This window comes from Herbaspirillum sp. GW822-FHT03A08 (assembly GCF_058801885.1).
The window spans coordinates 1,080,971-1,096,477 of sequence record NZ_JBXANR010000001.1 but is presented as its reverse complement, the minus strand read 5'-3'; the positions used below and the strand labels follow the sequence as shown (position 1 = coordinate 1,096,477).

Genomic DNA, 15,507 nt, shown 5'->3' with positions numbered 1-15,507 from the left:
TCGCGCCGTCGTATCAACGCTGAACACCAGATCGAAATCGTGGGTGAGAAGCTGCGCGCGATGATGCCGTGGATCAAGGCCAATAAATTGGTGGACCAGTCGAAGAACTAATACGACTCCGAACCGCGATCGTGGGCATCATCACAGGACACGCAAGTATGCGTGCCCTGGGCAGGACGGCGCAAAGCGGTGCTTTGCGAATTCCCGTCCAGCCTGCCGTGGATCAAAGCTAACAAGCTGGTGGACCAGTCGAAGAACTAATCCAAATCTTAGAACTGTCGTTCCAACGAAAGTTGGAACCCAGCGTCGTGTAGACGGTTGAGTGAGATGCTGACGCCACTGGGTCCCGGCGTTCGCTGGGACGACGGTAGTTGACTGATGATGAAGTTGGTTGTGACGTTGGTGATGACATAAGAAAAGGACGCCTTGGCGTCCTTTTTCATTTCGCGGTATGTTTACGGCCCGAGACCATCTCGGTTCCCGTTCCATCCACCAAGGAGACACCAGTGCAACTTATCGGCATGCTCGATTCCCCTTATGTCCGCCGCGCCGCGATTTCCCTGCAATTGCTTGGTCTGCCGTTCGAGCATCAATCGATTTCGGTGTTCAGCACCTTCGACCGCTTTCGTGAAATCAATCCTTTGGTGAAGGCGCCGTCGCTGATCTGCGACGATGGCATGGTGCTGATGGATTCGATATTGATTACGCAATATGCCGAAGCATTTCCACAGAAGAAGCGCAGTCTGCTGCCGACCGATCTGGGAGAGTTGCAGCGCGCCTTACGCATCATCGGTCTGGCGATGACAGCGTGTGAGAAGAGTGTGCAGATTGTCTACGAACACAAATTGCGTCCGGCCGAGAAATTGCACGAGCCGTGGCTGACACGCGTGTCCGGGCAATTGCTGGAAGCGTACAAAGCACTGGAAGAGGAGTTCACCAAGCGGCCACGTGCGGTGACCAGCGCGACCATCGATCAGGCTACGCTGACCACGGCGGTGGCCTGGTTCTTCAGTCAGCAACTGGTCGCCGACGTGGTGCCGGCGGACCATTACCCGGCGTTGACAGCCCTGTCGAAGGCCGCGGAATCATTGCCGGAATTCGCCGCCGCGCCGTATGGCGACGGCATCTGCCGTCTGCACTGAGTCAATTTACTCGGCCAGCAACTTTTCAATATCGGCCACCATGTCTTCCGGTTTGGTGGCCGGTGCGTAGCGTTTGAAGACGGTGCCGTTTTTGCGCACCAGGAATTTGGTGAAATTCCATTTGATCGCCTTGCTGCCCAACAGGCCCGGGGCTTCTGTCTTGATATACGTGAACAGCGGATCGGCCTTGTCGCCGTTGACGTCGATCTTGGCGAAGAGCGGAAAGCTGACGCCATAGTTCTTTTCGCAGAATGCGCCGATTTCTTCCGCCGTGCCAGGCTCCTGGCCGCCGAACTGGTTGCAGGGGAAGCCGAGGACCTCAACGCCTTTATCCTTGAATTCGCGGTAGATTTTTTCCAGTCCCTGGTACTGCGGCGTGAAGCCGCATTTGCTGGCGGTGTTGACGATCAGAACGACTTTGCCGCGATACCGGTCCAGTGCGCCTGGTGTGTTGTCGGGCAGGGCTGGCTGGAAGTCGTAGATGGTGGGCATGATGTCCTCTTCGCGGTAAATGAAATAATGACGCTCATGATAGCCCATGGGCAGCATATGGATCTCACGCATGCCTCAGGCGAATTGTTCCAGGTTTCTGGCAGCCATGCGCGCGGTCTCCGGCGCAATCAGCTCCTTGCGCAGCAATTCGGCCAGGCAGTGATCCAGCGTCTGCATCCCGGCACCCGCCGATGTCTGCATGACCGATATCATTTGCGCGACCTTGCCTTCGCGGATCAGGTTGCGGATGGCGGGCGTGCCGAGCATGATTTCGTGCGCAGCGATGCGGCTGTCGCCGGTTTGGGTTTTCAGCAAGACTTGCGAGACGACTGCGCTCAGCGACTCCGACAGCATGCTGCGCACCATTTCTTTTTCTTCTCCGGGGAATACATCGACGATGCGGTCGATGCTCTTGGCGGCGGATGATGTATGCAGCGTAGCCAGCACCAGATGGCCGGTTTCTGCCGCAGTCAGCGCCAGGCGGATAGTGTCGAGATCGCGCAGCTCGCCGACCAGGATGACGTCGGGATCCTCGCGCAAGGCCGAGCGCAGCGCGTTGGCGAAGGAGTGCGTGTGTGCGCCCACAGCACGCTGGTTGATCAGGCTCTTGTCAGACGCGTGAACAAATTCGATGGGATCCTCGATTGTCAGGATGTGCGCGGGGCGTTGCGCATTGATGTGCCGGATCATCGCCGCCAGCGTGGTCGACTTGCCCGAACCGGTCGGGCCGGTGACCAGGATCAGGCCTTGCCGGCGCAGCGCCAGTTCGCTCAGCACCGGCGGCGCACCGAGTTCCGCCAGGCTTGGGATGGCATGGGGAATGGTGCGGATGACCGCGGCCGGGCCACGCACCTGATGGAAGGCGTTGATGCGGAAGCGCGCCAGTCCGGTCATATCGATGGCGAAGTCGCATTCCAGGTCGCGCCGATAAGCAGCGGCCTGGGTCTGATCCATGATGGCGTCGAGCATGTTGCCGATATCTTGCGCCTGCAATGCGGGCAGATTGATGCGCCGTATATCGCCGCGTATGCGCAGCATGGGTGGCAAACCGGTGGAAAGATGCAGGTCGGAAGCGTGATTCTTGACCGAAAAGGCGAGCAGGTCGGGAATGTCCATTTATAATCTCTTGCAGAAAAACAGCGTTGTCCCTCCCTGAACCAAAGAATTATGTCGTCAATCGCAAAACAGTTGCAAGTTGTTAACTCTCGCATTGCCGTCGCTGCGCAAGCCGCCGGCCGCGATCCGCAAGAAATCCAGCTGTTGGCGGTGTCGAAGTTTTTTGATGTTTCCTCTGTATTGGACGCGGTGCGCGCCGGACAGGCCGCATTCGGGGAAAATTACGTCCAGGAAGCGCTCGACAAAATGGCCGCGTTGAAACTGGCGGCGCCCGAAGCCACGGTTGCATGGCACTTCATCGGCCCGATCCAGAGCAACAAGACACGCCAGATTGCAGAACATTTCGACTGGGTCCATTCGGTCGATCGCGAAAAAATCGCGCGCCGCCTGTCGGAGCAGCGTCCGCCTGAACTGCCGCCATTGAATATTTGCCTGCAAGTCAACATCAGCGCCGAAGACAGCAAGAGCGGTCTGTCGCCCGACGAGTTGCTGCCGGTGGCGCAGGCGGTCGCCGCGATGCCGGGCCTGCGCTTGCGCGGATTGATGGCGATCCCGGCCCCGACCGAAGTGGAAGAAGAGCAGCGCGCGGCGTTTCGGCGTTTGCGCGAATTGTCGGCTTTATTGACGGCCGGCGGTATTGCCTGCGATACGCTGTCGATGGGCATGTCCGCCGACATGGACGCGGCCATCGCCGAGGGCGCGACGATCGTGCGCGTCGGCACGGCGATTTTCGGGCAGCGTCAGACTAACTGAGTCAGTTTTATACAGAGCCATCCGCAGTTATCGATAGGAAAGTATATATGTTGAAGATAGGTTTCATTGGTGGCGGCAATATGGCCACCGCATTGATCGGCGGTCTCGCAGGCAAACTGACGGACGGCAAGAATATTCATGTTGTCGATCTCAATCCGGAATCGCTGCAAGCACTCAACCAGCGCTTCGGCGTCACCACGGCGCTGCAAGTGAGCGATACGCTGGCGCAATGCGACGTTATCGTACTGGCAGTCAAACCGCAGCAGATGCGCCAGGTGGCAGACAGTCTCAAGCCTTTCATCGGCGCACAACTGGTGCTGTCGATTGCTGCCGGCATTCGCAGCGCCGATCTGTCGCGCTGGCTTGGCAACCATCAGGCCATCGTGCGCGCCATGCCGAATACACCGGCGCTGATCGGCAAAGGCATCACCGGCATGGCTGCCATGGCAGGCGTCAGCGCTGAGCAGCGCGCCGCTGCAGATGCTATCCTGCGCGCCGCAGGTGCAACCGTGTGGCTCGACAGCGAAGACCTGATCGATCCGGTGACGGCGGTGTCGGGCAGCGGCCCGGCCTATGTGTTCTATTTCATGGAAGCCATGCAACAGGCTGCGCTGGAACTGGGGCTCACCGCCGAGCAAGGCGTCGAGCTGGCGAAGGCGACGTTTGCCGGTTCTGTCGAACTGGCGATCCGTTCGCCGGAACCGCTGTCGCTGTTGCGCGAACGCGTGACGTCGAAGGGCGGCACCACCTATGCTGCACTCACCAGCATGGAAAACAATGGGGTCAGGCAGCACATCATTACGGCCGTCAAAGCCGCCGCTGCAAGAGGGAAAGAATTGGGGGAGGAGTTTGGTAAGGATTAGTCTGAACGTGCGTCGATACAGTTGTGTTTTACTCGCAGTGCTGCTGACAGCCTGCGCAGGCGCCCCGCAAGCGGATGGCGATTTTTATACAGTCAGAAGAGGCGACACGCTGATCGGTCTCGGCCGCGCCTTCGGTCAGAACTATCACGACCTGGCTGCGTGGAACAAAATTTCCGACAAGGACGACATTGAGGTCGGCCAGGTCTTGCGCATCCGGCCGCCGCCGTCGGTGGCGCCGATTTCGCGCGCGCGTCCTGCGCGTCCGGCCGAGCCGGGCGCTGCAGCGTCAGTCCGCGAGCGCAGAGCCGCTGAGGCAAAAAAAGAAGCCGCTCCTGTAGCACCGGCAGCGCCGGCGCCTTCCGCCGCCGAAGCAGAGCGTCTGAACTGGATGTGGCCGGCGCAGGGGAAACTCACCCCGACTACCGATCGCAATCTGAAGGGCATCGATATCGTCGGTACCAGCAGCCAGCCTATCTGGGCTGCCGAAGCCGGCAAAGTGACGTATGCAGGGCGCGGTATTCGCGGCTACGGCAACATGATCATCATCCGCCACAGCCGGACTTTGCTGTCGGTCTATGCCCACAACAAATCGATCATGGTCAAGGAAGGCCAGACCGTCAATCGCGGTCAGCAGATCGCCGAGATGGGTGACACCGACAGCAGCACGGTCAAGCTGTATTTCGAAATCCGCAGCAACGGCAAGCCGATCAATCCGACGCCCCTGCTGCCGAAGCCGCACGGCTGATACCTGCTAAACCTGTTTGCGATCACGGCTTCATAGCCAGATCGCAAACAGGTTTAACGCAAGGCGTAATCCAGCGCCACACCGGCGAACATCGCCGCACCCAGCCAGTTGTTGTGCATGAATGCAGCAAAGCAACGGCTGCGGTCGCGGTCATGGATAAGGCGATAGTGATACACCGCGCAGCCGGCCGCGACCAGCATGCCCAGGCTGAACCAGGTGCGCAAACCGTATTGCCAGCCCACCGCCCAGAAAATCCCCAGCGCGGCGACATAGCACAGCATCACTGCCAGCACGTCAAAACGGCCGAAGGTGATGGCCGATGTTTTCATGCCGAGCTTGATGTCGTCATCGCGATCGACCATCGCGTATTCCGTATCGTAAGCAACTGCCCAGAAGATGTTGGCGACCAGCATCAGCCACGCCGCCAGCGGCACCGTATCCTGCACCGCCGCGAATCCCATCGGAATGCCGAACCCGAATGCAATGCCAAGGTAGGCCTGCGGAATCGCAAAAAAGCGTTTGAAGTAAGGATAGCTGCCGGCCACGATCAGCGCGGCGACCGACAATTGTTTGGTGAGTCCGTTGAGCGGCAGGATCAGCAGGAAAGAAATCAACGCCAATACCCCTGCTACCATCAGTGCTTCCCATGCCTTGATCTTGCCTGCCGTCAGCGGACGGTCGACGGTGCGTTTGACGTGCTTGTCGAAATCGCGGTCGGCATAGTCGTTGATGGCGCAACCGGCCGAGCGCATCAGGATCGTGCCTACCGTAAAGATGGCCAGGATATGCCAGTCAGGATGTCCGTCTGACGCCAGCCAGACTGCCATCAATGTCGGCCACAGCAGGAGCAGGATGCCGATGGGTTTATGCAGGCGGATCAATCGGAAGTAGAGATTCAGGCGCTGATTCAAGTGATTCATAAGTGATTCATGTCAGGCAGACAAGACGAAAGGCGTTCATTATAAATGGTGGATAAATAGTGGGTCGCGACGGCAAATATGCAGAAATTTCTGACTGCGCTGACAGAAATCGGGAGAACCTTTTTGCACAATTTTTTTCTCGCAATGAACGGATGTAACAACTACTATGAATTTTTGATCAAAAAAAGAAAAATTATTTGCGAACCGCGAAATTAGACGTTAATGTACGCCCGGTGTAACGAGACAGTCACAATGACTTGATAACATCGGTCACCTTTTTTCGGGAGGATTACCCTAATGAAACTGCATCTGAAAGCCTTTGCAGCTGCTGCTGTGATGGCGACAATGACAACTTCCGCTTATGCGGTTACAGAAATTTCGTGGTGGCATTCGATGACCGGCGCTTTGAGCGAACGCGTCAACACCATGGCAGACGAATTCAACAAGAGCCAGTCCGATTACAAAGTGGTCCCGGTGTACAAGGGTACTTATGATGAATCGATGGCAGCAGCGATTGCCGCTTACCGCGCAGGCAATGCTCCGGATATTCTGCAGATTTTTGAAGTCGGTACAGCGACCATGGTTTACTCCAAAGGCGCGATCAAACCGGTCTATGAAGTGATGCAGCAAGCAGGCGAAAAGTTTGACCAGAACGCCTACGTGCCAGCAGTCTCCGGTTACTACTCGACAGCGAAGGGCATGATGTCCTTCCCGTTCAACAGCTCGACCACGATCATGTTCTACAACAAGGACCTGTTCTCCAAGGCCGGTCTGGATCCGAACAAGCCGCCAGCCACATGGCAAGAGTTCGTCGGCATGGCTGCCAAGCTGAAGGCTAGCGGCGTGACTTGCCCTTACACCACCACTTGGCAATCGTGGGTACATCTGGAATCTTTCTCCGCATGGCACAACACCGAGACTGCTTCCAAGAGCAACGGTTTCGGCGGCCTCGACGCGCGTCTGAAGATCAATGGCCCACTGCAAGTGCGTCACATTGAAAACATGTCCAACTGGGCCAAGCAAGGCTACTTCGTCTATGCAGGCCGCAAGGATGAAGCCAACGCCAAGTTCAATGCCGGCGAATGCGCAATCATCACCGGTTCGTCGTCCGCTTACGCCGATATCCGCAAGAACGCCAAATTCAAGTTCGGCGCAGCGCCGTTGCCTTACTACAGCGACGTTGCCGGCGCACCGCAAAACACCGTCATCGGCGGCGCATCGTTGTGGGTCATGGGCGGCAAGAAAGCAGACGAGTACAAGGGCGTAGCGAAGTTCTTCACTTACCTGTCCAAGCCTGAAGTGCAAGCCAAGTGGCATCAGGAAACCGGCTACCTGCCAGTGACCAAGGCTGCTTACGAAATCACCCAGAAGTCCGGTTTCTATGACCGCAATCCAGGCACCGACGTCGCTGTGAAACAGATGATCGTCAAGACCACCGACAAATCGCGCGGCATCCGTCTGGGCAACTATGCACAGATCCGCACCGTGATCGACGAAGAACTGGAAAACGTCTGGACCGGCAAGAAGGCGCCGAAAGAAGCACTCGACAGCGCAGTCAAGCGCGGTGACGAATTGCTGGCACGCTTCGAAAAAGCCAATAAGTAAAACAGTCATCGAACCTGCATTCCGGCCTTGGCCGGAGTGCAGGTCTCAGAAATGACGATAGCAAGACACTCAGCCCCGGCCCGCGCCGGGGCGATGTATTTTTCAGCTGCTCAGTAAATTACTCGGCAATCTACCGATGCGGGATGTAAACGTTTTCAGGCATCCTTGACGTTCTGGCTTAACGTTCTGGTTTAACGTTCCTGTTACGCATCGCTTTTAGGGACATAAGCAATCGTGGAAAAACGCGCTCGCTTCACATCATCATGGCTGCCGTATGCGCTGGTCGCACCGCAGATCCTGATCACGATATTATTTTTCTTCTGGCCTGCGATGCAGGCCCTGTACCAGTCGGTGCTGTTGCAGGATGCTTTCGGCGGCTATTCCGAATTCGTCTGGTTCGACAACTTCGCCGCCCTGTTCGGCGACCCGACGTATCTGGCGGCCTTCCAGACCACGGCGATCTTCTCGGTGCTGGTGGCGGTGGGCGGCATGGTGCTGTCGCTGATCCTGGCTGTGTTCGCCGATCGCGTCGTCAAGGGCGCGGCGATCTACAAGACCTTCCTGATCTGGCCGTACGCCGTGTCGCCGGTGGTGGTGGGCGTGCTATGGATGTTCCTGCTGAGCCCGTCGCTGGGTCTCATCTCGCACGTGCTGGCCTGGCTCGGGATCAACTGGAACTACATGATCAACGGCAATCAGGCGATGACCCTGATTGTCATCGCCGCGATCTGGAAGCAGATCAGCTACAACTTCCTGTTCTTCCTCGCCGGTTTGCAATCGATTCCGAAATCGCTGATCGAAGCTGCCGCCATTGACGGCGCCGGTCCGGTCAAGCGCTTCTTCACGATCATCTTCCCGATGATTTCGCCGACGACCTTCTTCCTGATGGTGGTCAATATCGTGTACGCATTCTTCGACACGTTTGCGATTGTGGAAGCGACCACCCACGGCGGTCCGGGCAAGGATACCGAAATTCTGGTCTACAAGGTCTTCAGCGACGGCTTCAAGGGTGGTGACCTCGGCAGCGCTGCAGCGCAATCGGTGGTGCTGATGGTGATCGTGATCCTGCTGACTGTGGTTCAGTTCAAGTACGTGGAAAAGAAGGTGCAATATGCCTAAGCATTTCAACCTGACGGGAGCGCCAGCATGATTGAACGCCGCCCCATTCTCGACGCGGTCAGCCATCTGGTGCTGATCATCGGTGCGATCATCGTGATCTTTCCGCTGTATGTCGCCTTCATCGCCAGCACCCAGACCGCCGAGCAATCGGCCATGTCGCCGCTGTCGCTGATGCCCGGCACGGAGATGGTCGCCAATTACAAAACCGTCCTGACGCAAGGCGCTTCCGGCAATGTATCGTCACCGCCGGTGTCGCGCATGTTGTGGGTCAGCCTGGTGACGGCGCTGGTGATCGCGATCGGGAAGATTTCGATCTCCATGCTGTCGGCGTTTGCGATGGTCTACTTCCGTTTCAAAGGCCGCAATTTATTCTTCTGGATGATTTTTGTCACCCTGATGCTGCCGGTCGAGGTACGTATTACGCCGACCTATCAGGTGGTGTCGGACTTCGGCATGCTCAATAGTTATGCCGGCCTGACGGTGCCCCTGATCGCTTCGGCGACGGCGACTTTCCTGTTCCGGCAGTTCTTTCTGACGGTGCCGGACGAGTTGGCGGAGGCGGCGCGCATCGATGGCGCAGGGCCGCTGCGCTTCCTGAAGGACGTGTTGTGGCCGCTGTCGCGTACCAATGTGATTGCGCTGTTCGTGATCATGTTCATCTACGGCTGGAACCAGTATCTCTGGCCGCTGATGATCGCCACCGAGCAAACCATGTACCCGATCGGCATCGGCATCAAGACGCTGATTTCGGGCGGTGACTCGGCAGTGGAGTGGAATATGGTGATGGCAACGATGATCCTGGCAATGTTGCCGCCGGGGCTGGTCGTCGTGGTCATGCAAAAATGGTTTGTTAAAGGTCTGGTCGATTCCGAGAAATAACATGGCAAAAATTCATCTCAAGCAAGTCAAGAAGACCTACGGCAAGGCGCCGAAAGCAGTCGACGTCATCCACGGCATCGACATCGATATCGCCGATGGCGAATTCATCGTCATGGTCGGTCCGTCCGGCTGCGGCAAGTCGACATTGCTGCGCATGGTGGCGGGGCTGGAGGAAATCAGTTCCGGCGACATCATGATCGGCGACCGCGTGGTCAACAACCTGGAGCCGAAAGAGCGCGACATCGCGATGGTGTTCCAGAATTACGCGCTGTATCCGCACATGAGCGTGTACGAAAACATGGCTTACGGCCTCAAGATCCAGGGCTTGCCCAAGGCTGAGATCGACACCCGCGTACAGCGTGCGGCAGAGATCCTGGAACTGGGCGCGCTGCTGGACCGCACGCCGCGCCAGCTGTCGGGCGGTCAGCGCCAGCGTGTGGCGATGGGCCGCGCGATCGTGCGCAAGCCGGCGGTGTTCCTGTTCGACGAACCGCTGTCGAACCTGGACGCCAAGCTGCGCGTGCAAATGCGTTTGGAAATTCAGAAGCTGCACGCTTCGCTACGCACCACCAGCCTGTACGTGACGCATGACCAGGTCGAAGCGATGACGCTGGGCCAGCGCATGATCGTGATGAACAAAGGCCGCGCCGAACAGATCGGCACGCCGGCGGAAGTCTACGGCAAGCCGGCGACGACCTTCGTCGCCAGCTTCATCGGCTCGCCGCCGATGAACCTGTTGAATGGCAAGCTCAGCGACGATGGCGCACGTTTTACCTTTGACGACGGTTCGACGGTGGAACTGCCGGCATCGAAGAACATCGGCGGCGGCGCGCGCATCCTCGGCATCCGTCCTGAGCATCTGCAGCTGGGACGTCCCGGTCTGAACATGCAGGTGGAACTGGTGGAAGCGCTGGGTGCCGAGTTGCTGGTGCACACGCGTTGCGGCGGCCAGTCCATGGTGATCCGCTGCGCGGCGGGTACTGACGTGGCGATGGGGCAATCGGTCACGGCCGGTTTCGACGCGAACCTGTTGCACTGGTTCGATCCGCAGACGACGCACCGCATCGACTAAGCATCGAGCATCGATACTTCGCAATAAAAAAGCCGGCAGAATTTGCCGGCTTTTTTATTTCCTCTTGACCGCGTGTCAGCTTTCCAAAGCCACCACAATATCCAGCTCCACTGCGGCGTTGCGCGGCAATTGCGCGACGCCGACGCTGGTACGTGCATGGCGGCCCTGTTCCGGTCCGAACAACTCATAAATCAACGAGGACGCGCCATCGGCCACTGCGCTTTGCTGGCTGAAGTCCTCCGTGCTGTTGACGTAGACATTCAGGCGCAGGATCTTGTCGATGCGCCGGAGATCGCCGACGGTATCGCGCAAAGCAGCCAGTGCACGGATCAGCGCAGCGCGTGCCCCCATCTTTGCGTCGTCGATACTGACCTCGCGGCCCAGCTTGCCCGAGACCAGTACACGGTCGCCATCGCGCGGTAACTGACCGGCGATCCAGGCCAGTCCCTGATGCACAACGCCGGGCGCATATTGCGCGCCGGGAGCGGCCGAGGCGGGCAAGGTGATTGAGAGTTCGGCAAGACGTTGTTCCAGATTCATGTCGGTTCCTTGGTGAAGTGCGGGGCGGGTGCCAGCGTTGAGGTCTATAATAAATTTCCTTGTATCGCCAAGGCAAAGCATCTTTTCTCAGGCTGGCCTTAATTTTTTTCTTGTTACCTTGCTTACCTTTTTCGCTTCGTCACGATGACCGTTCGCAAACTGCCGTCACTTAATGCTCTGCGCGCCTTCGAGGCATCGGCGCGGCATCAGCGTTTTACGCTGGCGGGGGAAGAACTCAATGTCACGGCAGGCGCCGTCAGTCATCAGGTCAAGGCGCTGGAAGACGAGCTCGGCGTCATCCTGTTCGAGCGCTTGTCCAATCAGCTGCGGCTGACACCGGCCGGACAGCGCTATCTGGATGTCATCGGCGACGCTTTCGACCGCATCGAGAGCGGCACGCGCGGCTTGTACTCGCAGGCAGACCGCCGGCATCTGGCGATTTCCACTTCCCCCAATTTTGCCGCCAAATGGCTGGTGCCGCGCCTGGGCGAATTCACCGCGCAATATCCGGAAATGGAATTGCGGCTGGACCAGAGCGAGCGCCACATCAATTTCATCCGCGAAGAAATCGACGTCGCGATTCGCTACGGCGAAGGGCCGTGGCCCGGTCTGTCCTGTACGCGACTGGGCGATGAATTTTTACTCCCGGTATGCGCGCCTTCCCTGATGGCTTTCCGGTCGCTAAGCGAAATGGCTGTTGCCGGGCTCCTGCATGTGAACGACCGTCAGGCATGGACGGACTGGTTCGCAGAGCAAGGTGAACAAAGTGAGTCGGTTGCAGTCAGCGGCGGCATCATCTTCAATCAGGAAAGCGCTGCGGTCGATGCCGCCATGGCCGGCCAGGGCGTCGCCCTGGCGCGTTCTTCGCTGGTGGCGCATGCCTTGCAGCAGCAACGCCTGATCGTGCCGCTGGCGCAGAATCTGACGTTCAGGCAAGGCAGGCAGGCTTATTGGCTGGTGTATTCGCAAGAAGGCGAGATCGATGGCAACGTCGCCGCCTTTTCCAATTGGTTGTCGCAGTCGTTTGAAAAAGACCGGCTATTCTGGAAGGAGTTGACCGGAAAATAATTAGAACTCATTTCATCAATAGGCGTGAGTTCTGGTAATTAAAAAAGAGGAGACAAAGATGGACAAGAATCGCCGCAATTGGATCAAGGCCGGCGCATCGGCGGCAGTTGGCAGCATGTTGATGGGGCAGAATCTGGCGCAGGCCCAGACCGCGAACAGCGGCCAGCAATCGCTGGTGGTCACGCCGCTGGCCGGCAAAGTCGGCATGCGTCTGGCGACGGCACGGCTGGGCAGTTCCGGTGCGCCGACCGTCATTGCCGTGTTGGACGATGGCCGCGTGGTTGATCTGAAAAGCGAAGCGCAGCGCCAGAATGTGACGCTCGGGTTTGACGCGTCATCGATGCTGGCGCTGGTCGCCAGCGGCAATGCGGGATTCGCGCAGGTGAAAGCGGTGGTGGATCGTGCGGCTCAGCAATCCGGTTTGCCGAATGTCAGCCAGGCTGCACTGATGTCGCCGATTCCTCGTCCTGACCGCAACATTTATTGCGTCGGCTGGAACTACCTCGATCATTTTGAAGAGGGCAAGAACGCGCGCGCCGACAAGGCGGTGCAGAAGCTGCCCGATCATCCGGTGTTTTTCACCAAGGCCACACATACGATGAACGGCCCCTTCGATTCGATTCCGCACGATATCACCAACTCCAACACCACCGACTGGGAAGCCGAACTGGCGGTCGTCATCGGACAGCGCGGACGCAATATTCCGGAAGACAAGGCGATGGATTACGTTTTCGGCTATGCGGCCTACAACGACACCACCTCGCGCGAAGTCCAGCAGAAGCGCCACGGCGGGCAATGGTTCAAGGGCAAGAGCCTCGACGGACATGGACCGATGGGGCCCTGGATCGTCACTGCTGCCGGCGTTCAGCTCGATGATGTGCGCGTGATTTGCCGCGTCAATGGTGTGGAAAAGCAGAACGCCAGCTACAAGCAGATGTACTTTAAAATCCCGCGCATCATCGCCGAGCTGTCGCGCGGTATGACACTGGAACCGGGCGACATCATTGCGACCGGCACACCGTCGGGCGTCGGCTTTGCGCGCACGCCGCCGGAATTCCTGAAGCCGGGCGACCTGCTGGAAACTGAGATCACCGGCGTCGGCGTCATTCGCAATCCGATCAGGTCTGAGGTGTAGAAAGCAAAAGAGAAAGCGCATCACGTACAAAGGTCCGGCATCGTGATTGATGCCGGGCCTTTTTTGCTGTGCCATGGATCAGAGCTTCGCCGCCAGCGCTTCCAGCTGGTCTGCACACAGTCCCCAGCCTGCATGGAAGCCCATATTTTCATGGGCCTCGCGGTCGGCGCTGCTCCAGTGGCGCACGCGCGCGATGTAGCGGGTTTTGCCATCTTCGTCGGCGAAGCTCAGGACGACGGTGATGAATGGTTTTTCGGATGGTTCCCACGCGCTGGTATAAGCGTCGGTGAAGACCAGCTTCTCGTTTTGCACCACTTCCAGATAGACGCCTCGATTGGGAAACTCGCTGCCGTCCGGCCCGCGCATGACGATCAGCGTCGCGCCGCCGGGACGCACGTCGGTCTCGACCGTCGGCGTGGTCCAGGGCGCGGGAGCAAACCACTGCTGCAGCAGCGCGGGTTCGGTCCAGGCGCGATACACATTGGCGCGCGGTGCATTGAGCAATCGGTTCAGCACCAGTTCGCGCCCGGCAGGAAAGTTATCGTCAGTCTGGCTCATGATGGTCTCCATGGTTGGTTGGTTGGTTGGTTGGTTGGTGCGGGTGTTGATCGTTGTGTCGAGACTTGCGGCGATGCACTGCGGCAAGTTCGGGGGAGTGTGCCCGATGGGGCGCGGCGACCAGGCCTTTCTACTGTGGCAAATTGTTCCTGTTTCGCAGCGGCAAATTCTGCCGTGGCGTTTGCTCTGATTCCAGTCTGGGCACGATGTTCCCGTCATTCCTGTGCACGTTTCGATGCGGACATAAGGGATTCCCCTATATCGTCTATGCCTTCCGGTGCATAAAATCGTTTCAACATACTCAATAAGATGTCACCCTAAGACAACGATCGGTGCCCCACGCCGGAACAGGAAAAACGATGAACGCAAATATCGAGCAGTTCGCTTCCCATGTCTATCACGATCGCAACTTCAATTGCGATACGGCAAAAATTCTTCCCGGCGAATACTATTACACGCATCACGACATGATGATCGTGACGGTGCTGGGGTCCTGCGTGTCGGCCTGCATTCGTGACCGCGTCAGCGGCATCGGCGGAATGAACCACTTCATGCTGCCGGACGGCGGCAATGACGCCGACAGCCCGATCTCATCCTCGATGCGCTATGGCACTTACGCCATGGAAATTCTGATCAACGAAGTGCTGAAGGCCGGCGCCAAGCGCGAGAATCTGGAGTCGAAGGTGTTCGGCGGCGGCGCCGTGTTGCGCGGCTTCAATGCGATCAACGTGGGGGAGCGAAACGCCGCTTTCGTCAGAAGCTATCTGCGCACTGAAGGCATTCGCGTGGTGGCGGAAGACCTGAACGACATCTGGCCGCGCAAGGTGCATTACTTCCCGCGCTCGGGGAAGGTGCTGGTCAAGAAGTTGAAGTCTGCCGATCCGGCGTTGGAAATGAAAGAACGCGATTACGCCGGCAAACTGGCGAAGAAGCCAGTCGGCGGCGACATCGACTTGTTTTAAAAGCTACTCACGATCTCACTGCGAGACCATGATCCGTGAATTGCTAATCCTTGGGCGGTGCTCCGAATCCTCATGTACTAAAGTACACTCCGGTTCGTCCGCTCTGGTGGCCACCGGCTGATGGCCTCTCGCTACAGATCGCGCGCAGCTTTATTAGTATTTTTCTTCCACGAGCGGCACGCGCTGTGCCGGGTCGTAGAAGAACGTCTCTTCGGCGATCTGTTCGCCTTCCCAGCGCTGGTACGCCAGCTCTTCCATCCGCGTCACGGTGCCGTCCAGCCATTCAAAGCGGAAGATCCAGCGAATCACGGCCTTGTCGCCTTCGACGAAGACCGGCCGCACACACTTTGACTGCAGCGATTTCACGCGCGCCATGACCTTGCGTTCATTGGCGACGTGAGCATCACGGCCGAAGCGCGGCGGGTTGCCGTTTTCCTGCATGGTGGAGTCTTCGGCGTAGAACTCTTCCACTGCCTCAATGTGCGCATTCGCTTCGACGCGAGCGATGAATTTTTCCAGCGTGTCTTTGCTTGGCATC

Annotated in this window: 17 protein-coding genes and 1 pseudogene; 12 read left to right on the top strand and 6 right to left on the bottom strand. The window is 58.2% G+C overall.

Going from position 1 to position 15,507, the window contains the following annotated elements; all coding sequences use genetic code 11:
- Both AC1RN6_RS05000 and AC1RN6_RS04995 read left to right on the top strand, forming a co-directional pair.
- Positions 1-111, top strand: a pseudogene (locus AC1RN6_RS05000) (ketol-acid reductoisomerase); the annotation flags it as partial.
- 395 nt (positions 112-506) lie between these two features.
- Positions 507-1,142, top strand: a complete 636-nt coding sequence (locus AC1RN6_RS04995) for a glutathione S-transferase (RefSeq protein ID WP_493003464.1) — start codon at positions 507-509, stop codon at positions 1,140-1,142.
- Positions 1,143-1,148: 6 nt separating this feature from the next.
- Here the strand turns inward: AC1RN6_RS04995 and AC1RN6_RS04990 are convergent, their stop codons facing one another.
- Positions 1,149-1,634, bottom strand: a complete 486-nt coding sequence (locus tag AC1RN6_RS04990) for a glutathione peroxidase (RefSeq protein WP_493003462.1) — start codon at positions 1,632-1,634, stop codon at positions 1,149-1,151.
- 75 nt (positions 1,635-1,709) lie between these two features.
- Complete coding sequence (locus AC1RN6_RS04985) at positions 1,710-2,750, bottom strand: type IV pilus twitching motility protein PilT (RefSeq protein WP_493003461.1); 1,041 nt, start codon at positions 2,748-2,750, stop codon at positions 1,710-1,712.
- 51 nt (positions 2,751-2,801) lie between these two features.
- On the opposite strand from AC1RN6_RS04985, the gene AC1RN6_RS04980 reads away from it, so the two are divergent.
- The 3 genes from AC1RN6_RS04980 to AC1RN6_RS04970 are packed head-to-tail and all read left to right on the top strand — an operon-like array spanning position 2,802 to position 5,111.
- Positions 2,802-3,503, top strand: a complete 702-nt coding sequence (locus tag AC1RN6_RS04980) for a YggS family pyridoxal phosphate-dependent enzyme (RefSeq protein WP_493003459.1) — start codon at positions 2,802-2,804, stop codon at positions 3,501-3,503.
- Between the two features lie 47 nt (positions 3,504-3,550).
- Positions 3,551-4,366, top strand: coding sequence for a pyrroline-5-carboxylate reductase (gene proC / locus AC1RN6_RS04975; protein WP_493003458.1), 816 nt, complete (start codon positions 3,551-3,553; stop codon positions 4,364-4,366).
- 7 nt (positions 4,367-4,373) lie between these two features.
- Positions 4,374-5,111: a peptidoglycan DD-metalloendopeptidase family protein gene (locus AC1RN6_RS04970; protein WP_493003456.1), complete on the top strand. Its 738-nt coding sequence runs from the start codon at positions 4,374-4,376 to the stop codon at positions 5,109-5,111.
- Between the two features lie 53 nt (positions 5,112-5,164).
- On the opposite strand, the gene ubiA is transcribed toward AC1RN6_RS04970, so the two are convergent.
- Positions 5,165-6,031: a 4-hydroxybenzoate octaprenyltransferase gene (gene ubiA, locus AC1RN6_RS04965; RefSeq protein ID WP_493003454.1), complete on the bottom strand. Its 867-nt coding sequence runs from the start codon at positions 6,029-6,031 to the stop codon at positions 5,165-5,167.
- A 297-nt stretch (positions 6,032-6,328) separates the two neighbouring features.
- Here ubiA and ugpB point away from each other — a divergent pair, with 297 nt between their 5' ends.
- The 4 genes from ugpB (at position 6,329) to AC1RN6_RS04945 (ending at position 10,706) form a co-directional block, all read left to right on the top strand.
- A complete protein-coding gene (ugpB, locus tag AC1RN6_RS04960) occupies positions 6,329-7,636 on the top strand; it encodes a sn-glycerol-3-phosphate ABC transporter substrate-binding protein UgpB (RefSeq protein WP_493003452.1) in 1,308 nt (435 codons plus the stop codon).
- Between the two features lie 234 nt (positions 7,637-7,870).
- Positions 7,871-8,755, top strand: a complete 885-nt coding sequence (gene ugpA / locus AC1RN6_RS04955) for a sn-glycerol-3-phosphate ABC transporter permease UgpA (RefSeq protein WP_493003451.1) — start codon at positions 7,871-7,873, stop codon at positions 8,753-8,755.
- Positions 8,756-8,782: 27 nt separating this feature from the next.
- A complete protein-coding gene (gene ugpE / locus AC1RN6_RS04950) occupies positions 8,783-9,634 on the top strand; it encodes a sn-glycerol-3-phosphate ABC transporter permease UgpE (RefSeq protein ID WP_493003450.1) in 852 nt (283 codons plus the stop codon).
- A 1-nt stretch (position 9,635) separates the two neighbouring features.
- Complete coding sequence (locus AC1RN6_RS04945) at positions 9,636-10,706, top strand: sn-glycerol-3-phosphate import ATP-binding protein UgpC (protein WP_493003448.1); 1,071 nt, start codon at positions 9,636-9,638, stop codon at positions 10,704-10,706.
- A gap of 75 nt (positions 10,707-10,781) precedes the next feature.
- Here AC1RN6_RS04945 and AC1RN6_RS04940 read toward each other — a convergent pair whose 3' ends face one another.
- A complete protein-coding gene (locus tag AC1RN6_RS04940; protein WP_493003447.1) occupies positions 10,782-11,246 on the bottom strand; it encodes a RidA family protein in 465 nt (154 codons plus the stop codon).
- Between the two features lie 144 nt (positions 11,247-11,390).
- On the opposite strand from AC1RN6_RS04940, the gene gcvA reads away from it, so the two are divergent.
- Positions 11,391-12,314, top strand: a complete 924-nt coding sequence (gene gcvA / locus AC1RN6_RS04935; RefSeq protein ID WP_493003445.1) for a transcriptional regulator GcvA — start codon at positions 11,391-11,393, stop codon at positions 12,312-12,314.
- Between the two features lie 58 nt (positions 12,315-12,372).
- On the top strand, positions 12,373-13,449 hold the full coding sequence (locus AC1RN6_RS04930) for a fumarylacetoacetate hydrolase family protein (RefSeq protein ID WP_493003443.1): 1,077 nt from the start codon (positions 12,373-12,375) through the stop codon (positions 13,447-13,449).
- Positions 13,450-13,527: 78 nt separating this feature from the next.
- Here AC1RN6_RS04930 and AC1RN6_RS04925 read toward each other — a convergent pair whose 3' ends face one another.
- A complete protein-coding gene (locus AC1RN6_RS04925) occupies positions 13,528-14,007 on the bottom strand; it encodes an SRPBCC family protein (RefSeq protein WP_493003442.1) in 480 nt (159 codons plus the stop codon).
- Positions 14,008-14,366: 359 nt separating this feature from the next.
- Between AC1RN6_RS04925 and cheD the strand changes: the two genes are divergently transcribed.
- Complete coding sequence (gene cheD / locus AC1RN6_RS04920; protein WP_094562761.1) at positions 14,367-14,969, top strand: chemoreceptor glutamine deamidase CheD; 603 nt, start codon at positions 14,367-14,369, stop codon at positions 14,967-14,969.
- A 153-nt stretch (positions 14,970-15,122) separates the two neighbouring features.
- Here cheD and AC1RN6_RS04915 read toward each other — a convergent pair whose 3' ends face one another.
- Entirely contained in the window at positions 15,123-15,506 is a 384-nt protein-coding gene (locus AC1RN6_RS04915) for a nuclear transport factor 2 family protein (protein ID WP_493003441.1), read from the bottom strand.
- Position 15,507: the final 1 nt, after the last annotated feature.